The organism is Variovorax sp. 01N429 (assembly GCF_056399425.1).
In genome coordinates this window covers 76,264-99,513 of the sequence record NZ_JBFTRG010000007.1, presented here as the reverse complement: position 1 = coordinate 99,513, position 23,250 = coordinate 76,264, and the positions used below count along the sequence as shown (strand labels likewise).

The following is a 23,250-nucleotide window of genomic DNA, read 5'->3' as shown; positions in this document are numbered from 1 at the left end:
TCAGGCCATGGCTTCCATTCGACGCGAGATTCAGGTGGCGGCAAGCGCCGCCGCCATCTGGGATGCCGTCCGCGACGTCGGCGAAATTCATCGCCGCCTGGTCCCGGGCTTCGTCAGTGATTGCCGCATGGACGGCGACGATGCCCGAATCGTCACCTTCGCCAACGGCATCGTCGCGCGAGAGGTGATCGTCGACCTCGACGAAGCCGCCCGCCGCATCGTCTGGTCCGCCAGCGGCGGCCGTCTCACGCATCACAACGCATCTCTGCAAGTCTTCGCCGATGAGGCCGGCACCAGCAGGCTCGTCTGGATCGCCGACCTCCTGCCCAATGCCATGGCCGCCCCGATCGCTGCCATGATCGAAGAGGGCATGCGCGCAATGAAGCGAACCCTCGAAGCAAACCCTTGAACACAGCAGCGCCTCTCTTCCAGAAACACCGCGGAACCGGCTAAGCCGGGCCGCCGGTGTTGCCCCCTGCAAGGGGGTGGAGGAGCGACACGAAGTGCGCGGAGCCTGGGGGTGTGCCTAATATCCGGCGGTGAAGCGAACGCGCGAGTGCTTGGGCCTTTCGAGCTCGTCGGCCAGCGCGATGGCGTAGTCCTCCATCGAGATCCAGCTTTTGCCATTCGCGTCCGTCAGCAGTTGATCGCCGCCGAGCCGGAACTTGCCCGTACGCTCTCCGGGCGCAAACAGCGCCGATGGCGAAAGAAAGGTCCAGTCCAGTTCCTTCTCGCTGCGCAGCCGCTTCAGGAGCGCGCCGCCGGCGCTGGCCTCCGCCTTGTAGGCGTCTGGAAACTCCGGCGTCTCGATCAAGGCTTTGCCGGGCGCTACCTCCAGGCTGCCTGCTCCGCCGACAACTAGCAGCCGTGGCACGCCCGCGCTCTTGGTCGCTGCAATCAGCGTTTCGGCATCACTCCCGCCGACGAAGCGGGTGGCGCTGATCACGGCATCGTGGCCCCGAAGGAGCGGGACCAACGCATCGACGGAAGTGGCATCCGCAGTCTTCACGGTGAGTTGCGGGTGTGGCGCGACGCCTTCCGCCTTGCGGGCAATTCCGCTCACGGTGTGGCCGCGTTGAAGCAGTTCGTGGGCGATACGAGAACCGGCGTTGCCGGAGATACCGAGGAGGGCGATTTTGCTCATGGTGATCCTTGTACGAAGATGGGTGCGATCGATCGTATGTTTCTCCGGTCGGTCTAAAAACACCGTTGAGCGCGCAGGTTTGTTGCAGAATTCGGTCGAATATGGACCGTATTGCCGCCGCTGAAGTCTTCGTATCGATTGCCGAGCGGGCCAGCATGACAGCTGCGGCCGAGGCGCTCGACATGTCACGCGCCATGGTCTCGCGCCACCTTGCACAGATGGAGCAGTGGGCGGGAGCGCGGCTCCTGCATCGCACGACCCGACGCGTGAGCCTGACTGAAGCGGGGACGGAAACCCTTGTGCGCTGCCGGCGCATGCTCGAAGTGGCCGCGGAGATGCCAGCCGCCGCCGCGGCGGATGCCGACACGCTGCGAGGACTGCTACGGGTAGCGAGTTCGCACTCTCTGGCCCAGGAGGTGCTTGCCGCCGCCGTCTCCGAATTCCTGCGCCGCCATCCGCTGGTTTCCATCGACCTCCACATGGGTGCGAAGTCCGTCAACCTGGTCGAAGAACGGATCGACTTGGCGATCCGGATCACCAACGATCTTGATCCCAACCTCATCGCCCGCCCGCTCGGCCGATGCGATTCGGTGATCTGTGCTGCGCCCGCCTACGTGGCTGCAAACGGAAAGCCATCGAGCGTGGAAGACCTGGCGACCCACAACTGCCTGACTTACTCCTACTTCGGCAAAAGCCTGTGGGAGTTCGAGCAGGCGGGCGAGCGGGTTGCGGTGCCGGTCAGCGGCAATCTGAGTGCCAACGAATCGCAGGTGCTGCTTTCGGCGGCCATCGAAGGCGCGGGCATCGCCATGCAGCCGGCGTATGCCGTTCGTGCGCCGATTGCGGACGGGCGTTTGGTGCCACTCCTGCCGGACGCCGTGCCGCAGCCGCTCGGTGTATACGGGCTATATGGTTCACGGCGCCAGATGCCGGCCTCGCTGCGTGCGCTGCTCGACTTTCTGGTGGAGTGCTTCGCAGACCCGGCCTTCTGGCCGCTCAGTCCTGGGGCCCCACGGCGCGATACAGCGCGCGCACGAAGTCGGACTGCGTGATCATTCCGACGAGCCTCTTTTCGTCGTCGATGATCGGGATGTGATGGTGGCCGCCTTCCGAGAACAACGGCACCAGTTCGGCGAGGGGCCGGTCCTCGCTGGCTACACGCACCTGGCGCGTCATGATCTGGCCCACGACTTCGGGCTTGCTCGACATGACGGTGCGCGTCGCCCGGATGAAATCGCGCAGGCGGCCGCCCAAGCCTTCGTGGTGCTGCAGATCGATATGCCTGAAGAAATCCGCCTGCGTGACGATCCCGACCACGCGCCGGGTCTTGTCGACGACGGGCAGGGCTTTGATGCGCCGGGCGTGCATCAGCGACCACGCTTCCTGCAGCGTCGTGCCGAATTCGACGGAGACGAGGTCGCGCGACATGATGTCGACGCAATGCACCGTGCCCAGCCTCCGGTGCCATGACTCGATTTCGGTCTCGCGGATCAGCGATTCGAGATCGTCTCTGCTGATGTCGAGCACCTGGTTGTAGCGCGCCAGAACCGCGTCCACGTCCGCCGAACTGAAGCGGCTGTCTGTAGTGGGCTGCCGCGGCGCGATTTGCACGTGCGGATAGCGGCGGCCCGTCAAGCTGTTGTAGAGCACGCCTGCCAGCACCAGCAGCAGCGAATTGGCGAAAGTCGGAAAAAGCGCAAAGGAGAATTGCGTCGCGTGTGTCAGGACCGCCAGCAACGCAACGGCGCCGCCCGGCGGATGCAGGCAGCGAAGCGCGAACATCAACGAAATGGCGAGCGCAACGGCAATGGCGCCGACCCAAGGGCCGTCCGGCAGCCACTGCACACAGGCAACGCCCGCCAGGGCGGCGACGGTATTGCCGCCGATCACGGACCAAGGTTGCGCCAGCGGGCTCCCCGGCACTGCGAAAACCAGAACGGCGCTGGCCCCGAGCGGCGCGATCAGCCAGGTGCTGCCCCACGCCATGTGAACCATCCATTGGCACAACACTGCCGTGACGAGCAAGCCGGCCAAGGCGCCGGTTGCCGCCCGCAGGCGCTCGCGCCCATTGACGGCAGTGCGACCTGGGATCCAGGCCCGAGCAAAAGTGGGCAGCGCGTCGATTCTCATGAGCCTCATGCGGCTGCCCCGGCGACAAGGCGCCCGATCTCCGGCCAGCGCCCGTGCAGCCAGACCCATGCGACAAGGCCGATGCCCAGCATCAGGATCGAGGTGCCCGCGAGTGCCAGCGTCGAATGCATCACCAGCGGCGCGATCACGCCTGCGACGACGCCGTTGGCGGTCGATCCGATCACGGCTTGCAGCGATGAAGCCATGCCGCGGCGCTCGGGATGCAAGTCGAGCACCAGCAGCGTGATGACCGGCACCATCAGCGCCCACCCGAAGGCGAACACCGCCAGCGGCCACAACGCCCAGCCCGCATGCGGGGTGAACAACGCGTTCGCGACGACGTTCACGAGGGAAGTCGCCAACATGATGACGAAACCATCGCGGATCTGCCGCTTGGGGGCCACCTTGCCGGCCATCCGGCCGCTCGCCCATGCGCCAGCCATGATGCCGCCGATGGTCAGCAGGAAGAACCAGAAGAACTGCGTCGGTGCGAGCGACAGGTGCTCGCCGAGAAACGCCGGCGCGGCGAGCACATACAGGAACATGCCGTTGAAAGGCACCCCGCTCGCGAGCGCCAGCAGCAGAAAACGCGGGTCGGAGCACAGCTCCCAGTAGCCGCGCATCAGGTGCTTTACCTCGAAGGGCTGGCGGTGCTCGGCGTGCAGCGTCTCGGGAAGGAGTTTGTAGTTGGCGATGAACAGCACCACGCCCACCGCGACCAGAAACCAGAAAATGCTGTGCCAGCCCAGGTTCACGAACAGGAATCCACCCACGATCGGCGCGATCGCCGGCGCAATGCCGAAATAGATCGTGACCTGGCTCATCACCTTCTGCGCTTCGGCGGGCGGAAACATGTCACGGATCACTGCCCGGGACACCACGATGCCGGCCCCCGTCGACAAGCCCTGAAGCGCGCGAAAAAGCACCAGCTGTCCGATGGTCTGCGACAACGCGCAGCCGAGCGAAGCGACCGTGAAGACGACCAGCCCCCAGAGCACCACCGGGCGGCGGCCGAAGCTGTCCGACAGTGCCCCGTGGAACAGGTTCATGAAAGCAAAGCCGAAGAGATACGCCGAGAGCGTCTGCTGCATCTCCACGGGCGTGGCGCCGATGGAGTGAGCGATACCTGAAAAAGCGGGGATGTAGGTGTCGATCGAGAACGGACCGAGCATGCCCAGCACTGCCAGCAGAATGGCCAGCGCCCAGCGCGGGGCCAGCCAGAGTTTGTCGGCGTCGGGATTCATGCGCGGTGGCTCCAGTCGATTCTTGGCTTTCGGAAAAAAGAAGGGCGCCCGAGGGCGCCATCTTCTCTGCTTGCAGCGAATGCGAGCTTACAGGGTATCGATAAAGCTGCGCAGCTTGTCGGAACGCGACGGGTGCTTGAGCTTGCGCAGCGCCTTCGCTTCGATCTGGCGGATGCGCTCGCGGGTCACGTCGAACTGCTTGCCGACTTCTTCCAGCGTGTGGTCGGTCGACATCTCGATGCCGAAGCGCATGCGAAGCACCTTGGCTTCGCGCGGCGTGAGGCTGTCGAGGATGTCCTTGACCACGTCGCGCAGGCCGGCTTGCATCGCGGCCTCGATCGGCGCCGTGTTGCTGCTGTCCTCGATGAAATCGCCCAGGTGCGAATCGTCGTCGTCGCCGATGGGGGTTTCCATCGAGATCGGCTCCTTCGCGATCTTCATGATCTTGCGGATCTTGTCTTCCGGGATCTCCATCTTCGCAGCCAGGATGCCCGCGTCAGGCTCGAAGCCGAACTCCTGCAGATGCTGGCGGCTGATGCGGTTCATCTTGTTGATGGTCTCGATCATGTGCACCGGGATGCGGATCGTGCGCGCCTGGTCGGCGATCGAGCGGGTGATCGCCTGGCGAATCCACCAAGTCGCATACGTCGAGAATTTGTAGCCGCGACGGTATTCGAACTTGTCGACCGCCTTCATCAGGCCGATGTTGCCTTCCTGGATCAGGTCGAGGAACTGCAGGCCGCGGTTGGTGTACTTCTTGGCGATGGAGATCACGAGACGCAGGTTGGCCTCGATCATTTCCTTCTTGGCATCGCGCGAAGACGATTCGCCTTCGTTCATGCGCTTGTTGATGTCCTTGAGCTCGGCGAGCGGCACCACGACGCGCGACTGGATGTCGGCCAGACGTTGCTGCAGTTCCTGCACCGGCGGAATGTTGCGCGAAAGCACGGCGCTCCAGGGCTTGCCTGCGGCAGCCTGCTTCTCGACCCACTTGAGGTTGAGCAGGTTGGACGGGACGCGGTTGCCGTTCTTGTCGTAACCGCTGAAGTCGCGGATGAACTCGTCCTGCGGGAAGCCGCATTTGTCCACGATGATGCGGCGCAGTTCGCGCTCTTTCTTGCGAACGTCATCGACCTGCGTGCGCACCAGGTCGCACAGCTTCTCGATGGTGCGGGCGGTGAAGCGGATGGTCATCAGCTCTTCGGAGAGCGAGTGCTGTGCCTTCTGATAGGACGGCGTTCCGTAGCCTTCCTTGTCGTAGATCTTGTGGATCTTTTCGAACAACACTGCGATACGGTCGAAGCGTTCGAGTGCGTCGCGCTTGAGTTCCTCGAGCTTCTTGGTGAGCGCCTTGGAACCGCCCTTGCCGTCGTCGTCGTCTTCCTCGTCGAACTCGTCGAAGTCTTCTTCGGCCACATAGTCGTCGGCCTCGTTCGGGTTCGAGAAGCCGTCGACGATGGTCGAGATGACGACCTTGCCTTCGCGGATGTCTTCGCCCAGGCGCAGGATTTCAGCAATGGTGGCGGGCGAAGCCGAGATGGCTTCCATCATCGCCATCAGGCCGCCTTCGATGCGCTTGGCAATTTCGATTTCGCCTTCACGCGTGAGCAGTTCGACCGTGCCCATTTCGCGCATGTACATGCGTACGGGGTCGGTGGTGCGGCCGAATTCGCTGTCGACCGTGGAAAGCGCCGCTTCGGCCTCTTCCTCGGCTTCTTCGACCGTCGTGGCGGTCGGAGCGGTGTTGTTCAGCAGGAGAGTCTCGGCATCGGGCGTCTGCTCGTACACGGCCACGCCCATGTCGTTGAGCATGGTGACCACCACTTCCATGGTTTCGGCGTCGACCAGCTTGTCCGGCAGGTGATCGGAGATTTCGCCGTGCGTCAGGTAGCCGCGGGTCTTGCCGAGCGTGATCAGGGTCTTGAGGCGCGAGCGGCGCTTTGCGAGGTCTTCCTCGGACAGCACGGTCTCGTCAAGGCCGAACTCCTTCATCAAGGCGCGTTCCTTCGCCTTGCTGATCTTCATGCGGAGCGGTTTGACCTTTTCTTCGGTCGCGGCGACGACCGGTTCTTCACCCGCCAGATCGTCTTCGATGTCGGACAGATCGATGTCGCTGGAGACGGACTCGTTGCCCGCTTTGGGCTTGCGGCCGCGCTTTGCGCCGCCCGTTGCGGCGGGCGCACCGGCTGCCTTGGGAGGACGGCCGACTTTCTTTGCGGCGGGTTTCAGGGTTTCAGCGGTGGTGGTCGTTTTCGTAGGCACGGTATTCACTTTCGTTGCTGCAGACGCCTTGGACGCGGCGGCGCCCGTCTTGGTTGCCGGCAGCGCGGCTTTTTTCAATGGCTTCAATGGCTTTTCTGCAGCCGGTTTTTTGGCGGTAGACACGGCAGGCTTCTTTGAACTGGGCATAAAACCTCGTACAACAAGATGGACCAACGGAATCAACGCGCCAAAACCGGCGCAGGCGGGAGCACAAACAATGAGGCAGCGAGGACGCGAGGTCCTCGAACGGCCATCAAAAGGCAAGATGTCGGGCGAACATTTGGTGTGCAGTCCTTGCGGTGTATTGACCCGTTTCCCGTTGGGAAGTGCATTGCGCTTGGGGTCGGCCCGGAGGTGCTGCTGTCGCTCTTGCCTATTTCGCGTTCTGGCGAAGCCTTAAATTATAGCTGTTACAGCTTTTTCAAGCCCCGTCCGTGGTGCTTGATTTAAGGCGCTGTCGCAGTTCGAGGCGACGTGCTTGGAGGGCCTTGTAGCGTTCCAGCGCATGCGGGTCGGTCTTGGCTGCTTCGATGGCCTCCGTCTGTTGCGACTTGAGCAAGTCGTCCAGCATGTAGTCGAGCACGCTGCGCAATTCCCGGGCGGCGTCGGCCGCTTGTTCGCCCTCTGAATTGCCGATGGGGCTTCCGTCGGGGCCCGTCATTACGCGAAGAGCCAGCGCTTCGAGCGGTTGGCCGCGCAGGCCCTCGCGCAATGCGGCCCAGGATTGGATCCCGTGCTCATGCAATTGGCTGTCGAGCCAGGCAAAAAGCAGCCCGTGCTCGCCGGGCAGGTCGCAGAGCAGGGCGTGCAGTTCATGGGACAGGCCCTCCCACTCCGCCATGTTCGACAGGATGAGTCTTGCCGCGACGTCCGGCCGACTGGTCGGCAGCTTGCGCCCCCCGGGTGGCGGTCGAGGTACAGGCGCTCTGGAAGACTTGAATCGCCGACGTTCGGACGAACTCCGAGGATGCTCGTCGACCCACTCGTTTCGACCGTCCCAGGCGCTCCAGTCTTCATCCGGCGGCAGCGATGGTGTCGCGGGAGCGGGGGTTCTCGCCGCCGACGGCGCCCACAGCCGTTCAAGGTCCTGCCCGCTCAATTGCGCCAACGCGGCGATTTCGGCGAGCAACTGGCGCTTCAGGGCGCCGTCCGGGAGAGCGGTCCAGAGTGGCCGCGCATTGCTCGACATGTGGGCGCGGCCCTCCGCCGTGCCGAGGTCGCAACCTTCGCTGGCGGCTTCGATCAAGAAGCGGCTGAGAGGTGTCGCGTCGTTGACGAAGCGCGCGAAAGCGTCGGCGCCGAACTCTCGAATGAAGCTGTCCGGGTCGTGTTCGGCGGGCAGGAAGAGAAACTTGATGCTGCGCACGTCGGTCGCGTACGAGAGCGCGCCGTCAAGTGCCTTTCGGGCAGCGCGGCGGCCGGCGGCGTCGCCGTCGAAACTGAAGACGACGGATTCGGTGAAGCGAAATAGCTTTTGGACATGCTCCGGCGTGCAGGCGGTGCCCAGGGTTGCGACCGCGTTCGGGAAGCCCAGTTGGGCGAGCGCCACGACGTCCATATATCCCTCGGTAACGAGGGCATAGCCCCTGTCACGGAAGGCCGCGCGTGCCTCGTAGAGCCCGTACAACTCACGCCCCTTGCTGAAGACCGGTGTTTCGGGCGAGTTCAGGTATTTGGGCTTTTCGTCGCCCAATACCCGTCCGCCAAAGCCGATGCATTCGCCCTTGACGTTGCGGATCGGGAACATGACGCGGTCCCGAAAGCGGTCGTAGCGCTTGCCTTCGCCGTTTTCCTCGGGTTCGCCCGTAATCACCAGGCCGCTTTCGACCAGCAGCGGGTCGTCGTAGTCGGGAAACACGCTGGCCAGCGTGCGCCAGCCCGCCGGCGCGTAGCCGATGCCGAACTGCCGCGCGATTTCGCCGGACACTCCCCGAGCTTTCAGGTAGTTGATCGCGCCCGGCGCCTGTCGAAGGTGCTTCCGGTACGCCTCGCCGGCCTTTTCGAGTACTTCGGAAAGGGTGACCTGCTTCTGCCTTTGACCAGCGGCGCGGGCGCGTTCTTCGGGGGAGGCATCGTCCTCGGGAACCTGCAGGCCATATTGGCCCGCAAGGTCTTGCACGGCTTCGACAAAACCCATGCCGCCGTGTTCCATGAGAAAGCCGATCGCGTTGCCATGTGCGCCACAGCCGAAGCAGTGATAGAACTGCTTGGTCGGGCTGACGGAGAACGAAGGGGACTTTTCCCCGTGAAAGGGGCAGAGCCCCATGAAATTGGCGCCCGCCTTTTTGAGCTGAACATAGCGCCCGACGATTTCCACCACGTCGGCGCGCGCGATCAGTTCCTGGATGAATGAAGCGGGGATGGTCATGTAGGCGGAGAGCGGCAGATGATACGCAAGCCATCGATCAGTCGCCGGCCGGCGGCATACTGGCCTTCCCGAAGTAGACGCATGATTCGCCGAAACATCATCCACGCACCGCCCTTGTTGCGCCACCCGTTGCGGTTCATTTGGYAGGCGCTCAAAGCCTTCAGGGCCAACCAGGGGCTGTTGCTGGCCGGTGCTGTTGCCTACTACGCGCTGCTGTCGATCGTGCCGCTTCTGATCGTGAGCGTGATCGCCTTGTCGCACTTCATCGAACAGGCCGCGCTGCTCGAAGCCGTGGGGCGCTATCTGGAATGGCTGCTACCCGGGCAATCGCGCGCCATCGTCGCCGAACTCTCGAATTTTCTGACGCACGCGGACGTGCTCGGGCCAGTGCTGCTGGTGACGATGATCTTTTTCAGCTCGCTCGCTTTCACGGTGCTCGAAAGCGCGATGGCAGTGATTTTTCATCATCGAAAGGCGGATCACTCCCGGCACTTTCTCGTTTCGGTGGTGATGCCGTATGTCTACATCCTCTGCCTGTGCGTAGGCCTGTTGTTGGTCACCCTTGTGTCCGGAGCGCTGCAGATCATCGGGGAGGAGAGCATCGATCTGCTCGGCCACAGGTGGTCGTTGTCGGGCGTCTCCGGCCTGCTTTTGTATCTGCTGGGACTGGCCGGTGAGATCCTGATGCTGACGTCGCTCTACCTCGTCATGCCGGTCGGCCACCTCAGGCTGAGGCATGCGCTGCTCGGCGGAATCACCGCCACGTTGCTGTGGGAAGTGACGCGCCGCCTGCTGGTGCTCTATTTCGCGACGCTTTCGCAGGTGAACGTGGTCTACGGCTCGTTGACGACCGCGATCGTGGTCCTGTTGAGCCTGGAAATCGCGGCGACGCTGGTGCTTTTCGGCGCCCAGGTGATCGCGCAATACGAGCGCCTTGAGCGCACGGGCAACCTGATCCCGGACGGCGACACCGAAGGCGCCCTGGGAAGCGTCAGCGCGGCGCCAGACGGATCGCGCCGTCGAGGCGGATCACCTCGCCATTGAGCATGTCGTTCTCGATGATGTGCTTGGCGAGCTTGGCGTAGTCGTCAGGCGTACCGAGGCGCGAAGGGAAGGGCACGCTGGCGGCGAGCGCATCCTGGACTTCCTGCGGCATGCCGAACAGCATCGGCGTCCCGAAGATGCCCGGTGCGATCGTCATGTTGCGGATGCCGTTGCGGGCCAGGTCACGGGCGATGGGAAGCGTCATGCCCACGACGCCGCCTTTCGATGCGCTGTACGCGGCCTGCCCGATCTGCCCGTCATAGGCCGCGACCGAGGCAGTGGAAATCAGCACACCGCGCTCACCCGTAGCCTCAGGCTCGTTTTTGCTCATCGCATCCGCCGCAAGGCGAATCATGTTGAAGCTGCCAATCAGATTGACGGTGACGGTCTTGCTGAAAACAGCCAGCGCATGCGGCCCCGTCTTGCCAACCGTCTTCTCCGCCCGCGCAATGCCCGCGCAGTTGATCAGCCCCATCAGCTTGCCCAACTTCTGCGCCGCAGCGACCGCAGCCTGCCCATCCGCCTCCTGGCTCACGTCGCACTTGACGAAAACCCCACCGATTTCCTTGGCGACCGCTTCCCCCTTCTCGGCTTGCATATCGGCAATCACCACCTTGCCCCCGCTGCCCGCCAGCATCCGAGCCGTGCCCTCGCCAAGCCCCGACGCCCCACCCGTCACGATAAAAACCTTGCCKTCGATTTGCATCTAAGTCTCCAAAAGAATTGCGCAATTATCAAAGAGCAGCCCGCAAAGAGAGCGAATTTCCAGAAACACCGTGGAACCGGCTTCGCCGGGCCACCGGTGTTGCCCCCGGTTGGGGGTGGAGAGCGACACGAAGTGCGCGAGCCTGGGGGCGAGCAACAGGAACACCGTGGAACCGGCTTCGCCGGGCCACCGGTGTTGCCCCCGGCCGGGGGTGGAGAGCGACACGAAGTGCGCGAGCCTGGGGGCGAGCAATGGGCCATAAAAAAAGCCCCCGTCCGAGGACGGGGGCCTGAATTGGATCCCGAAGGACCCAAGGAGACAATCGTTGCTTGCTTGCTTGCTTAGCGCTTGCGCGTAGCGGTTTGAGCGGTGCTCTTGGCTGCATTCACGGCAGTGGTCGACACGGCCTGGAAGTTGGCTTCAGCGACGTCGCTCGCTTGCTTGACGGCTTTCTGCACCGATTCGAAAGCGTTATTGGCGGCGGCCACTGCGCTCTTCATCACGGCGACGGCGGTTTCCGAACCGGCCGGAGCGTTCTTGGCAGCGCTGTCGACGAGGCCGACGAATGCTTGCTGAGCTTCAGCGGCCTTGACTTCGAAAGCCTTGGTGAACTCGGCGCCGGTGCCTTGGGCGATGTCATACAGGTGACGGCTGTAGGCAGCGGTCTTTTCGGCCAGGGGCTGGTAGAGGCTGGCTTGCAGGGACAGCAGTTCTTGCGCGTCCTTGACGTTCAGGAGAGCTTGGGTCGTGCCGGCAGCTTCGGTCAAAGCAGCCTTGGAAGCGGTCACGTTCAGTTCGACGAGTTTCTCGACGCCTTCGAAAGCCTTGGTGGTCAGGCCGAACAGGGTTTCGAGGTTTGCTTTTTGCACTGCGATGAGTTGGTCTGCGGTGAGGGCCATGAGGTGCTCCAGTAGAAGTAAAAGGTGGATTCGCGTTGCGCTGCCCCTCGACTTATGTTGCGGTGCAGCATGGACGCAAGTATAGGCAGCTGAGATTTGTAAACAAGAGGATTCTTGTTGCGTTGCAGCAATTTAGAACGTGATTTCTAAATCAGCACCTGACAATGTTTCCGATGCGTGCGTTTATTCAGGCCAGTTTGTTTTGCCCTTGCCGCCCGGACATCGTTTTCCGATGGGGCGCTACGCCATGCTGCGCGACGGCGTCCAGCGTCATCAGCCGCAGGTCGAAATGATCGAGGCACCTCGGGCGAGTGACGGTGAACTCGCGCTCGCGCACACGCCGGAATGGATTGCCGCCATCAGCGACGGGAGTGTGTCGACGGAGGCCATGCGCGAGATCGGGTTCCCCTGGAGCGAGGCGATGGTCGAGCGCTCGCGCCGCTCCACTGGCGCAACGATCGCCGCCTGCCGAGCGGCTTTGGCCGAGGGGGTGTCGGGCAACATGGCTGGTGGGACGCATCACGCGAGTGCGGGCAAGGGCGGCGGCTTCTGCGTCTTCAACGATGCCGCGGTGGCCGCCAGGCTCATGCAGGCCGAACACGGGCGCCGCGGCCGCTTACCGCTCCAGGTGGCCGTCGTCGATCTGGATGTTCACCAGGGCAACGGAACAGCCAGCATCTTCCGTGGTGATGGCAGCGTCTTCACCCTTTCGATGCACGGCCAGAAGAACTTTCCGTTCCGAAAAGAGGCGAGTGACCTGGATGTGGAGCTTCCCGATGGCTGTGGAGACGCCGACTACCTGGCGGCGCTCGAACTGGCGCTCGACGAGCTCGAACGGCGCTTCACGCCAGGATTGATCATCTATCTCGCAGGCGCCGACCCTTTCGAAGGCGACCGCCTTGGCCGGCTCAAGCTGAGCTTCGACGGCCTGGAGGCGCGCGATCGGCGTGTGTTCGATTTCGCCTGGCAGCGGCGCATTCCGCTGGCGTTTGCCATGGCAGGTGGCTATGCGGCCGACATTGCGGACACCGTCCAGGTGCAGTTGGGCACGTTTCGCGTCGCTTTCGAGTATTGGCGCCGCTGGCACAATGCCGCGCCATGAGTGACCGACCCTCCCCTCAGAACCGCAGCAGCTATCGGGCTTTTCGCAGCATCCCGACGCGCTGGGCCGACAACGACATGTACGGCCACGTCAACAACGTCGTCTACTACAGCTGGTTCGACACTGCCGTCAATGCGCACCTTATCGAGCGCGGCGCTCTCGACATCCATCGAGGCACGACCGTTGGATTCGTCGTCGAGACGCAATGCAACTATTTCGCGCCGCTGTCCTTTCCCGAGACTGTGGAGGCGGGCATTCGCGTGACCCATGCCGGGAGTTCGAGCGTGCGCTACGAAGTCGGCTTGTTCGCCGAGGGCTCAGACACTGCCGCTGCCCAGGGGCACTTTGTTCACGTTTACGTAGACCGCGACACACAGCGCCCCGTCAAGCTTTCAGCTGCACTCCTTTCGGTGGTCGACGAACTTCGATTCGAGCGCGGATAAAAAAATGGCGTCCGAGGACGCCATTTTTTGATGAAGCGAATGTATCTACATCATCTTCATTGCTTCGAAGACGACATCTTCATCGTCTTGATGTCCGCCTTGCCGCGCGCTTCCTCGGCCTTGGCTTCCTTCTCGCAAGCGCTCTTGGCTGCGCCCTTCTGGTCGTCGCATTTTTCCTTCGCGACTTCGTAGTTGGCCTTTACCTTTTCTTCGGCGACATTGCGGGCATGCGCGTCGCTGGGCTTGTATTGCTGTTCGAGTTCGGCCTTGGCAACGTTTTCCTTGCCCTTGGCCTGCTTATCGCACACGTCCTTGGCGTTGTCCTTCAGCGCGTCGCACTGCGCCTTGTCCGCTTTGTAGTCAGCCTCGATCTTGTCCTTTGCGGCCTTGTATTCGTCGGATGACATTGCGCTGGCTTGCCCGGCGACGAGGCAGCAGGTCGATGCAATGGCGATCATGAGCAGATGTTTTTTCATGGCTTGGTTCCTCTGAAGTTGCTGAACTGGGGTCGGATGAATCCGGCTGAGCGAAGCGGCTGCCTCAGACGCGTTCCATCCAGATGGCGGGTGTGCGGCCGTCGCGGTTTTCCCAGGCCGCCACCTGTTGTTCGGCCTCGTCGCGGCTGACGCCATGGCGTTCCTGGATGCGCCCGAGCAACTGGTCCCGCTTGCCGGCGATGACATCGAAGTCGTCGTCGGTGAGCTTGCCCCACTGCTCCTTGATCTTGCCCTTCAGCTGCTTCCAGTTGCCTTCGACGGTGTCTTTGTTCATCACTAGCTCCTTCAATTTGGGTTTCTCCACCGGTGTCAGAGAGCTGATTGCCGGCGTGAAAACACTGTCTCGTGATGGACTCAGCAAGTCGGTAGGACGCTCGGGGAAGGGTCCGTAGGCACTTGCCGACGCGCCCCGTGATAATCGAACGCACGCCGAATGACTACGGAGACCAGCGCGCCGCATCATGATCATCCACAGCCTGCTCGATACCGACCTCTACAAGTTCACGATGATGCAGGTGGTGCTGCACCAGTTCCCTGGAGCGCGCGTCGAATACCGCTTCAAATGCCGCAATCCCGGCATCGATCTCGCCCGCTTTGCCGGGCAGATCCGCGAAGAAGTGCGCCACCTCTGCTCGCTGCAATTCAAGGATGCCGAATTGAGCTACCTGCGCTCGATGCGATTCATCAAAAGCGACTTCGTCGACTTTTTGGGGCTGTTCCGTCTGAACGAGAAGTACATCGATATCGTCCCGCAGGCTTCCGGCGAGCTCGAGATCCGCATCAAGGGGCCGTGGCTGCACACCATTCTTTTCGAGATCCCGGTGCTCGCGATCGTCAACGAGGTGTACTTTCGCAATACCCAGCCGCAGCCGGACTTCGCGGAAGGCCGCCGGCGCCTGGAGACCAAGATCTCGCAGCTACAGCATGCCGGCCTTTCGGACCTGAAGATCGCCGACTACGGCACGCGCCGCCGCTTTTCCAAGGATTGGCATGAAGAGGTGCTGCGTACGCTGGCCGGCCAACTGGGTGCCGTGGCCGCGCCGCCGCAACAAACCCAGGGGCATTTGAAGCTGCCGCAATTCGCGGGCACCAGCAATGTGCTGTATGCGATGAAGCTGGGCCTGATCCCCCTGGGCACCATGGCGCACGAATACCTGCAGGCCTGTCAGGCGCTGGGGCCGCGGCTCCGCGACAGCCAGATCTTCGGCTTCGAGATGTGGGCCAAGGAATATCGCGGCGACCTGGGAATCGCGCTTTCCGATGTCTACGGCATGAGCGCGTTCCTGCGCGACTTCGACCTGTATTTCTGCAAGCTCTTCGATGGCGCACGCCACGACAGCGGCGATCCGTTCCAGTGGGGCGAACGCATGCTTGCACACTACGCAACCAACCGCGTTGATCCGCTCACCAAGACGCTGATCTTCAGCGACAGCCTGACAGTGCCTCGCACGGTCGAGCTGTACCAGCAGTTTCGCGGCCGTTGCCAGCTTGCTTTCGGCATCGGCACCAACCTGACCAACGATCTGGGTTACGAGCCGCTGCAGATCGTGATCAAGATGGTGGCCTGCAACGACCAGCCTGTGGCGAAGCTCTCGGATACGCCATCCAAGAACATGTGCGAAGACGAGCGATACCTGGCCTATCTGCGCCAGGTCTTCGAGATCGCCCAGCCCTCCGCATGACGGTCGTGGCTCCCGTAAGGAACATCGCGCGGTCGATCGCACTGGCACTCGTCGGGCTCATGCTGCCGGCGATCTCGCTGGCGGCCGAGTTCGATGGCGCCCGCCTGTCTCCGCTATGGGGAGTGCCTTTCGCCGGGATCTTGCTTTCGATTGCGCTGCTGCCACTGATTGCGCCATTGTTCTGGCACCACCACTATGGCAAGGTCGTGGCCGCTTGGGCGCTGGCCTTTCTGCTGCCTTTCGCGGCAACCTTCGGCTTGCCTCTGGCGCTTGTCCAACTGGTGCATGCGCTGGTCGCCGAATACATCCCCTTCATCGTCCTGCTGGCCGCGTTGTTCGCCGTTTCGGGCGGAATCCATATCCGCGGAAATCTTCGGGGATCGCCAAAGCTCAACACGGGAATCCTGGCCTTGGGAGCCGTGCTCGCCAGCCTGATGGGGACGACCGGCGCATCGATGCTGCTGATCCGGCCCTTGATCCGCGCCAACGACGAGCGCAAGCACAAGGTGCATGTGATCGTGTTCTTCATCTTCATCGTGTCGAACATCGGCGGCTCGTTGACCCCGCTGGGCGATCCGCCGCTTTTCCTGGGCTTCCTGAAGGGCGTCGATTTCTTCTGGACCGCAAGGAACATCCTGCCTGAAACCTTGTTCATGCTCGCCATCCTGCTGGTCCTGTTCTATGTGCTCGACACCTGGTACTACAGGCACGGGGGCAAGTACCCGGTGGACCCGACGCCGGACACGAAAACCATCGGCATAGACGGAGCCGTCAACTTCCTGCTGCTGGCCGCCACCATTTTTTTCGTCCTGCTCAGCGGTTTGTGGAAATCTCCCATCAGCTTCGATTTTCTTGGCACTGAGGTGGGGTTGCCGAGCGTCGTGCGCGATGTGGCGCTCATCGCAATCATCCTGCTGTCGCTCAAGATCACGGCGCCCAAGGTGCACTTCGACAATCAGTTCAGCTGGGGACCGATGCTCGAAGTGGCAAAGCTTTTCGCAGGCATCTTCCTGACGATCGTGCCGGTGATCGCTATGCTGAAGGCGGGGGTGGACGGTCCTTTCGGTGCGGTCGTCTCGGCGGTCACGCGCCCCGGCGGTGAGCCCCATCCAGCCATGTATTTCTGGGCCACCGGCATTCTCAGTTCGTTCCTCGACAATGCGCCGACATACCTGGTGTTCTTCAATACCGCCGGCGGTGATCCGCAGGCACTAATGACCACCTATGCGACGACGCTGGCCGCGCTGTCGGCGGGCGCCGTGTTCATGGGAGCCAATACGTACATCGGCAACGCACCCAATCTCATGGTCAAGGCCATTGCCGAGAGCCGCGGCGTGCGCATGCCGAGCTTCTTTGGCTACATGCTGTGGTCGGGCGCCATCCTGATGCCGCTCTTTGTTCTTGTCAGCTTCATCTTCTTTCATCGATCATGAATAAACCCAAGATCCTGGTCGCCCGCGCGATCTTTCCGGAGACCATCGCGAGGCTTGAAGAGCACTTCGAAGTCCAATCCAACCCTGACGACGAAAGCTGGACCAAGGCCCAGCTGATCGAGAAGTTGCAGGGGAAGGTCGGCGTCTTCACCACCGGCAGCGAGCGCATCGACGCCGAGGTCCTTGGCGCTTGCCCCGAGCTGAAAATCTGCGCCAACATGGCCGTGGGCTACAACAACTTCGACATCGATGCGATGACCTCCCGCGGGGTGCTCGGCACCAATGCGCCTGACGTGTTGACCGAAACCACAGCCGATTTCGGGTTCGCGCTGCTGATGGCCACGGCCCGCCGCATTGCCGAAAGCGAGCACTTTTTGCGCGCAGGCAAGTGGGAAAAGTGGAGCTTCGACATGTTCGCCGGCTCGGACATTCACGGCTCCACGCTCGGCATCATCGGCATGGGCCGAATCGGGCAGGGGATCGCGCGCCGCGGCGCGTTGGGCTTCGGCATGAAGGTGATCTATCACAACCGATCGCGGCTCGATGCCAAGCTGGAAGCCGATTGCAGGGCCAGCTACGCCAGCAAGGAAGATCTGCTCAGGACTGCCGATCACGTGGTGCTCGTGGTGCCATATACACCGGCCTCGCACCACACCATCGGCGCCGCCGAGTTGGCGCTGATGAAGCCGACGGCCACGCTGGTCAACATTGCGCGCGGCGGGATCGTCGATGACGCAGCACTTGCTGCGGCCCTGCGCGACAAGCGGATCGCCGCCGCCGGCCTCGATGTTTTCGAGGGCGAACCGAAAGTCCATCCCGACCTGCTGAAGGTGCCGAACGTCGTCCTGACGCCGCACATCGCGAGCGCCACCGTTCCGACGCGGCTCGCCATGGCCGACCTGGCTGCGGACAACCTCATTGGCTATCTCGTCAACAACAAGCCCGTCACGCCGCTCAATCCGGACGTGCTTGGCAAACCCTGAAAAGACAACGCGACCCGTGATCGAAACCTGGATCCTCTTGGCCCTGGCGGCCCTGAATTTTTTGCTGGTCATCTGGCTGCTGGTGCGAAGACCCCCTCCACCCACTCCTCCAGACCATTCCTTCTTGATCGCGACACTGGCGGCCGGCAACGAGCGCGTCGAGCGCGAACTGCGCCACGAAATCGGCGAATCCTCTCGCGGCGCTCGCCAGGAGACGGCGCAGGCGTTTTCCACCTTTCAACAGGCGCTCGTCCAGCAAGGTGCGGAAAACACGCGCACGCAAAACGCGCAGATCGACGCTTTCGCACAGCAGCTCACGTTGCTGCAGAAGACGCTCGGGGACACGCTCAACACGCAATTGCAGGGACTGAGCGAATCGAACGCGCGGCGGCTTGCCGAGGTACGTGCCACGATGGAGACGCAACTCGCGCAGCTCCAGCAGACCAACACGGCCAAGCTCGACGAGATGCGCAAGACGGTCGACGAGAAGCTCCAGAGCACGCTGGAGGCGCGCCTCGGCGAGAGCTTCAAGCAGGTCGCCGATCGCCTTGAGCAAGTCCATAAGGGCCTCGGTGAGATGCAGACGCTGGCGGTGGGGGTCGGAAGCCTGCAGCGTGTCCTGACGAACGTGAAGACGCGCGGGGTGTTCGGCGAAGTCCAGCTCGAAGCCTTGCTCGAACAGGTGTTGACCACCGAGCAATACGCCAAGCAGATCGAGACCAAGCCGCGCAGCGGCCAGCGCGTGGACTTCGCGATTCGCTTTCCAGGGCGGGGCGATGATGGCTCCCCGGTGTGGCTGCCCATCGACGCCAAGTTTCCGCGCGACGACTACGAGCGATTGCTCGATGCGCATGAACGGGCCGACCCGGGCGCGGCCGAAGTCGCTGCCAAGGCGCTCGAAGCGCGCATTCGCTCTGAAGCAAAGTCCATCGCGGAAAACTACCTGGCGGCGCCGCACACCACGGACTTCGCGATTCTTTTTCTTCCCGTCGAGAGCCTCTATGCCGAAGTGCTGCGCCGCCCCGGTCTGATGGACGCGATCCAACGCCAGCATCGGGTGACGCTGGCCGGCCCGACCACGCTGCTGGCGATGCTCAACAGTCTGCACATGGGCTTTCGCACACTGGCATTGGAGCATCAGGCTTCGGAGGTCTGGAAAGTCCTCGGCGCCGTCAAGACCGAATTCGAGCGCTACGGCGAATGGGTGGCGCGCATCAAGGAGCAGGTCGCAAAGGCGTCCGACACGATCGACAAGGCGGACACCCGCGCCAAGCAGATGCGTCTCGCGCTGCGCAAGGTCGAGGCACTCCCTGAGTCCCAGACCCAAGGCATGCTGCCGATGGCCGACGTCGAGGACGACGGCGCCGCGTGAACGCCAGCTTGCTACGGCTCATCGCAGCCCAGGTGTGCCTGCACGCGGCGATGACGGGCACCCGGCTGGCGTCGCCGCTCCTGGCGCTGAGCGAAGGCTATAGTGCCGCGGCCGTCGGGGTGCTGCTGTCGCTGTTTGCACTGACTCAGGTTTTTCTGGCGTTGCCGGCGGGGCGCTTCGCCGATCGCCATGGCTTGCGGCGACCGCTGTCGATCGCCGTCATCGCGGCCACCTCGGGCGCCGGCCTGGCGGCGGCCTTTCCTGTATTCCCCGTGCTTTGCGTTGCTGCTTTGCTCACCGGTGGTGCCACCGGCATCGCGGTCATCGCACTGCAGCGCCACGTTGGCCGTGCAGCGACAAATTCGACACAGCTCAAGCAGGTATTCAGCTGGCTGGCGATCGCGCCGGCGGCTGCAAATTTCGTCGGCCCGTTCGTGACCGGCCTATTGATCGACCATGCGGGGCCGGTGCCGGGCGATCTGGTTGGCTATCGGGTGGCTTTCGTGCTGTTGGCGCTGCTGCCCATTGCGTGCTGGATGCTGGCGCGCGGCACAGCCGAACTGCCGACCATCCGCCTGCCCGATGGTGCGCCCAAGCCGCGCGCGTGGGATCTCCTGAGCCAGCCGATGTTTCGGCGCCTGTTGTTCGTCAATTGGCTGCAATCCGCCTCGTGGGACGTGCATACGTTCGTCTTGCCGATCCTCGGGCACGAACGCGGGCTGAGCGCGTCGATGATCGGCTCCATTCTTGGAGCCTTTGCCGTTGCGGCGGCCGCTATCCGGGTCGTGCTGCCGATCGTGGCCTCTCGCCTGAGCGAGCGGACCGTGATCACCGGATCGAACGTCATCACTGCGCTGGTGTTTGCGGCCTACCCGTTGATGACCTCGGCCGTTGGCATGGGCATATGTTCGGTGCTGCTGGGCATTGCTCTCGGTGCCGTGCAGCCGATGGTCATGAGCATGCTGCACCAGATCACGCCCCATGCACGCCACGGCGAGGCGCTAGGGCTGCGCGTGATGACGCTCAATGCATCCAGCGTCGCGATGCCGATGCTCTTCGGCGCCGCGGGGGCGGTGATCGGCGTGGCGGGTGTGTTCTGGATCGTTGGCGGCGTGGTCGCGCTCGGCACGCGCGCTGTCTGGGGCTTGCGAGTCCCCAGCGCGGCCGACGTCGCGTGAGCGTCAGGTGATCGTCAGAGCTTGTAGAAGCGCTTGATGTAGTCCCAAGCGTTCTGCGGCGCATCGACGTATTCGATCAGCTTGACGTCATCCGGCGAGATCACCCCTTCCTCGGCAAGAAACTCGAAATTGACGAGCTGCTTCCAATAGTCGGAGCCGAAAAGGACGATCGGCACCGGCTTGGCCTTGCGGGTCTGCACGAGTGTAATGACCTCGAACAGCTCGTCCAGCGTGCCGAAGCCGCCCGGAAAGGCGACCAGCGCCTTCGCACGCATCATGAAATGCATCTTCCGGATCGCGAAGTAGTGGAATTTGAAGCTGAGCGCCGGCGTGACGTAAGGATTGGCTTCCTCTTCCATTGGCAGCGCAATGGCGAGGCCTACGGAAAGTCCTCCGCCTTCGTACGCGCCCCGGTTCGCGGCCTGCATGATGCCGGGGCCGCCGCCGGTGCAGACGAAGAGCTTGTCTTCCGGATCCCGCTCATTGCTGTATTGCGCGACCAGTTTGCCGAAGGCGCGCGCCTTTTCGTAGTAGTGCGAGCTGCGCGCGAGCTTGCGCCAGCGTGTCGCGGCAACGGTGTCACCGGCGGCTTCGGCCTGCGCGATCAGCGCTCCGGATTCTTCTTCGCTGCGAAAGCGGGCGCTGCCGAAGACCACCACCGTGTTTTCAATTCCGTGGGCACGCATTTCGATGTCGGGCTTCATCAGCTCCAACTGCATGCGAAGCCCGCGTGTTTCGCGGCGCAGCAGGAATTCGGGATCGGCGAACGCCAGTCGCGATGGATCGGTGTTCAGCGGAAGCCCCTTGTCGGCGTGAGACTGCAGGGTGGCCCAGGCGTCGGCGAGGCGTTTGTCGTGAAGGTCGTGTGTACTGTTGGGCATGGTCTTGCGAAAAAGCGATCCTGAATTGTGCGCCTTGCAGTTTTCGGACCTGGCATTCGAGCGACGTAAAAAAGGCTCCCGCAGGAGCCAGTTTTTTGATCCACCAGGACGTTCAATTGCTTAGACGCGCTTGCGATATTCGCCAGTGCGGGTGTCGATTTCGATGCGGTCGCCTTGTGCAACGAAGAGCGGCACGCCGATTTCAAAGCCGGTGGAAATCTTGGCTGGCTTCATGACCTTGCCAGAGGTGTCGCCCTTGACGGCTGGCTCGGTCCAGGTGATTTCGCGCTCGACGCTGGTGGGCAGTTCGACCGAAATGGCCTTGCCGTCGTAGAACACCACTTCAACGGGCATGCCGTCTTCGAGGTAATTGAGCGAATCGCCCATGTTCTCGGCTTCGACTTCGTACTGGTTGTACTCGGTGTCCATGCAGACATACATCGGGTCTGCAAAGTAGGAGTAGGTGCACTCTTTTTTGTCGAGCACGATCTGGTCGATCTTGTCGTCGGCCTTGAAGACCACTTCGGTATTGAAGTTGGCAATCAGGCTCTTGAGCTTCATGCGAACAGTGGCGGAATTGCGGCCGCCGCGGCTGTATTCAGTCTTGAGGACGACCATTGGGTCCTTGCCATGCATGATCACATTGCCGGCACGGATTTCTTGAGCGATTTTCATATTCAGGGTCTCTGGATGTAAGCCGCTCGTTGCACATGCACTGCGGCGGTTCAGCGGAAGGCGGGCTACGGGTGAAACCGGCCGGAAATCCGCAAAGCCCGCAATTTTAGCTTTTTTGGGCGACGAAGCGCCGCAAGCGCGTCAAAAGGTCATCCTGCGCCAGGAGGCGGGCGCGAGCCGTGAGCGCCGCGGCGTTCCAGGCTGCGAGCGTCGTCGGGTCCAACTCCGGAAGGGGCCCCGGGGCGACGCCATTCCAGAGATGGTGAAACCTGCGCAGAGAGGGCGGTGCTTGCAGCCAGTCGAGTAACGCATTGAGTTTGTTGTGGTGGGCGTCGTCGTCCTGCGGATAAATCTGCCAGACGAAAGGCGCGCCGGCCCACAGCGCTCTTGTCAGTGAATCTTCTCCGCGAACGAAATTCAGGTCGCACGCCCAAAGCAGATGGTCGAAATCCTGATGCGACATGTAGGGCAGCCACGAAATGGAAAGGGCGCCCCGTTGCGCAGGCCCAACTGGCAAGGCTGCCGCCGCGCGGCCAGCCGTGACGAGAAGGCGGCTTGGTTGTCCAGCGGATTGCAACTGCGCCAGCAAGTCCGAAAGCGCCGCGGGCTCGTAGCAGAACAGAGAGACGAGTCGTTCTCCCTGCCACGGAATTCCCTGCTGCGCCAGCCATGCCGCACGATCGAAGCGCTCCCTCCGCGCCATCAACTCAGGCTCCCGCAAGAGCCCACCGGTCGCCGCCGTGAATCCAGGATAGAAAAAATGCTTCGTGAGTCCGGCCGCTGGCTCGCGGAAGACAGGGGAGGGCAGTCCATGCAGGCGCTCGACATAGGGCTCGGCCGACAGGTACTCCAGGTTGATCCAGCGGTTGCCGATGCCGGAATCGTGATGCTGCTGGGCGAAGAGCGCCACGACACCTGGCGCCGGATCGCAACCGAAGGCTTCAATCAGCACGTCGGGCCCCGGGGCAGCGAGTTGCTCCGCCGCAACCTGTTTTTTCCAGACGATGACGGTGACGCCTTCGCAGCCATCGGGGGCCATCCATTTCAGTGCGGAAGGCTCGTCAATCCAGAGCCGAGCCGTCTCCCCAGCGCTCGCCAGCGCGACTGCGAGGCGCCAGCAGACGCCGACATCGCCGTGGTTGTCAATCACCTTGCAGAAAATGTCCCAACGCATCGCGGGATACTCTACAGCCCCTTATGACGACAC

General features: G+C 62.7%; 22 protein-coding genes. 10 read left to right on the top strand and 12 right to left on the bottom strand.

The features are described from left to right. The first annotated feature begins 7 nt into the window (after window positions 1–7). Complete coding sequence (locus AC1DSF_RS14440; protein WP_478126903.1) at window positions 8–409, top strand: SRPBCC family protein; 402 nt, start codon at window positions 8–10, stop codon at window positions 407–409. A gap of 117 nt (window positions 410–526) precedes the next feature. Here the strand turns inward: AC1DSF_RS14440 and AC1DSF_RS14435 are convergent, their stop codons facing one another. After that, a complete protein-coding gene (locus tag AC1DSF_RS14435) occupies window positions 527–1,144 on the bottom strand; it encodes an NAD(P)-dependent oxidoreductase (protein WP_478126902.1) in 618 nt (205 codons plus the stop codon). 101 nt (window positions 1,145–1,245) lie between these two features. On the opposite strand from AC1DSF_RS14435, the gene AC1DSF_RS14430 reads away from it, so the two are divergent. After that, on the top strand, window positions 1,246–2,196 hold the full coding sequence (locus AC1DSF_RS14430; protein WP_478126901.1) for a LysR family transcriptional regulator: 951 nt from the start codon (window positions 1,246–1,248) through the stop codon (window positions 2,194–2,196). Here the strand turns inward: AC1DSF_RS14430 and AC1DSF_RS14425 are convergent. The 4 genes from AC1DSF_RS14425 to dnaG form a co-directional block, all read right to left on the bottom strand. Next, a complete protein-coding gene (locus AC1DSF_RS14425) occupies window positions 2,141–3,274 on the bottom strand; it encodes an HPP family protein (protein ID WP_478126900.1) in 1,134 nt (377 codons plus the stop codon). The two genes, AC1DSF_RS14430 and AC1DSF_RS14425, sit on opposite strands and share 56 nt — an antisense overlap. A gap of 5 nt (window positions 3,275–3,279) precedes the next feature. Beyond that, window positions 3,280–4,518 (bottom strand): multidrug effflux MFS transporter, encoded by a 1,239-nt coding sequence (locus AC1DSF_RS14420; protein WP_478126899.1) that lies wholly within the window; start codon window positions 4,516–4,518, stop codon window positions 3,280–3,282. A gap of 87 nt (window positions 4,519–4,605) precedes the next feature. Continuing rightward, a complete protein-coding gene (gene rpoD, locus AC1DSF_RS14415; protein ID WP_478126898.1) occupies window positions 4,606–6,927 on the bottom strand; it encodes an RNA polymerase sigma factor RpoD in 2,322 nt (773 codons plus the stop codon). A 274-nt stretch (window positions 6,928–7,201) separates the two neighbouring features. Beyond that, the gene (gene dnaG / locus AC1DSF_RS14410) at window positions 7,202–9,148 is read right to left on the bottom strand and encodes a DNA primase (RefSeq protein WP_478126897.1); all 1,947 of its coding nucleotides are present in this window, start codon (window positions 9,146–9,148) and stop codon (window positions 7,202–7,204) included. A gap of 81 nt (window positions 9,149–9,229) precedes the next feature. On the opposite strand from dnaG, the gene AC1DSF_RS14405 reads away from it, so the two are divergent. Then, window positions 9,230–10,192: a YihY/virulence factor BrkB family protein gene (locus AC1DSF_RS14405; RefSeq protein WP_478182970.1), complete on the top strand. Its 963-nt coding sequence runs from the start codon at window positions 9,230–9,232 to the stop codon at window positions 10,190–10,192. Here AC1DSF_RS14405 and AC1DSF_RS14400 read toward each other — a convergent pair. Both AC1DSF_RS14400 and AC1DSF_RS14395 read right to left on the bottom strand, forming a co-directional pair. Next, a complete protein-coding gene (locus tag AC1DSF_RS14400; protein WP_478182969.1) occupies window positions 10,140–10,898 on the bottom strand; it encodes a 3-hydroxyacyl-CoA dehydrogenase in 759 nt (252 codons plus the stop codon). The genes AC1DSF_RS14405 and AC1DSF_RS14400 overlap by 53 nt on opposite strands. Before the next feature lie 341 nt (window positions 10,899–11,239). Beyond that, window positions 11,240–11,797, bottom strand: a complete 558-nt coding sequence (locus AC1DSF_RS14395; RefSeq protein WP_478126894.1) for a phasin family protein — start codon at window positions 11,795–11,797, stop codon at window positions 11,240–11,242. Window positions 11,798–12,029: 232 nt separating this feature from the next. Here AC1DSF_RS14395 and AC1DSF_RS14390 point away from each other — a divergent pair, with 232 nt between their 5' ends. Next, entirely contained in the window at window positions 12,030–12,899 is an 870-nt protein-coding gene (locus AC1DSF_RS14390) for a histone deacetylase family protein (RefSeq protein WP_478182968.1), read from the top strand. Beyond that, window positions 12,896–13,342, top strand: a complete 447-nt coding sequence (locus AC1DSF_RS14385) for an acyl-CoA thioesterase (protein ID WP_478182967.1) — start codon at window positions 12,896–12,898, stop codon at window positions 13,340–13,342. Before AC1DSF_RS14390 ends, AC1DSF_RS14385 begins: the two co-directional genes overlap by 4 nt. Before the next feature lie 56 nt (window positions 13,343–13,398). Here AC1DSF_RS14385 and AC1DSF_RS14380 read toward each other — a convergent pair whose 3' ends face one another. Further along, a complete protein-coding gene (locus AC1DSF_RS14380; RefSeq protein WP_478126891.1) occupies window positions 13,399–13,818 on the bottom strand; it encodes a hypothetical protein in 420 nt (139 codons plus the stop codon). A 64-nt stretch (window positions 13,819–13,882) separates the two neighbouring features. Further along, window positions 13,883–14,113: a CsbD family protein gene (locus AC1DSF_RS14375; RefSeq protein WP_478126890.1), complete on the bottom strand. Its 231-nt coding sequence runs from the start codon at window positions 14,111–14,113 to the stop codon at window positions 13,883–13,885. 187 nt (window positions 14,114–14,300) lie between these two features. Between AC1DSF_RS14375 and pncB the strand changes: the two genes are divergently transcribed. The 5 genes from pncB to AC1DSF_RS14350 are packed head-to-tail and all read left to right on the top strand — an operon-like array spanning window position 14,301 to window position 20,487. Then, on the top strand, window positions 14,301–15,521 hold the full coding sequence (gene pncB, locus AC1DSF_RS14370; RefSeq protein WP_478126889.1) for a nicotinate phosphoribosyltransferase: 1,221 nt from the start codon (window positions 14,301–14,303) through the stop codon (window positions 15,519–15,521). A gap of 59 nt (window positions 15,522–15,580) precedes the next feature. Continuing rightward, complete coding sequence (locus AC1DSF_RS14365; protein WP_478127085.1) at window positions 15,581–16,954, top strand: sodium:proton antiporter; 1,374 nt, start codon at window positions 15,581–15,583, stop codon at window positions 16,952–16,954. Continuing rightward, window positions 16,951–17,937 carry a 2-hydroxyacid dehydrogenase gene (locus tag AC1DSF_RS14360; RefSeq protein ID WP_478126888.1) on the top strand — a complete coding sequence of 329 codons (987 nt, stop codon included), beginning with the start codon at window positions 16,951–16,953 and terminating at the stop codon, window positions 17,935–17,937. The genes AC1DSF_RS14365 and AC1DSF_RS14360 overlap by 4 nt, the downstream gene beginning before the upstream one ends. 19 nt (window positions 17,938–17,956) lie before the next feature. Further along, window positions 17,957–19,309 (top strand): DNA recombination protein RmuC, encoded by a 1,353-nt coding sequence (locus tag AC1DSF_RS14355; protein ID WP_478127084.1) that lies wholly within the window; start codon window positions 17,957–17,959, stop codon window positions 19,307–19,309. Continuing rightward, complete coding sequence (locus AC1DSF_RS14350) at window positions 19,306–20,487, top strand: MFS transporter (protein ID WP_478126887.1); 1,182 nt, start codon at window positions 19,306–19,308, stop codon at window positions 20,485–20,487. The genes AC1DSF_RS14355 and AC1DSF_RS14350 overlap by 4 nt, the downstream gene beginning before the upstream one ends. A 14-nt stretch (window positions 20,488–20,501) precedes the next feature. Here AC1DSF_RS14350 and AC1DSF_RS14345 read toward each other — a convergent pair whose 3' ends face one another. From AC1DSF_RS14345 to earP, 3 genes are all read right to left on the bottom strand, one after another. Next, window positions 20,502–21,368 (bottom strand): LOG family protein, encoded by an 867-nt coding sequence (locus AC1DSF_RS14345; protein ID WP_478126886.1) that lies wholly within the window; start codon window positions 21,366–21,368, stop codon window positions 20,502–20,504. 120 nt (window positions 21,369–21,488) lie between these two features. Next, window positions 21,489–22,043 (bottom strand): elongation factor P, encoded by a 555-nt coding sequence (gene efp / locus AC1DSF_RS14340; RefSeq protein WP_028253416.1) that lies wholly within the window; start codon window positions 22,041–22,043, stop codon window positions 21,489–21,491. A gap of 106 nt (window positions 22,044–22,149) precedes the next feature. After that, on the bottom strand, window positions 22,150–23,217 hold the full coding sequence (gene earP / locus AC1DSF_RS14335) for an elongation factor P maturation arginine rhamnosyltransferase EarP (protein ID WP_478126885.1): 1,068 nt from the start codon (window positions 23,215–23,217) through the stop codon (window positions 22,150–22,152). Window positions 23,218–23,250: the final 33 nt, after the last annotated feature.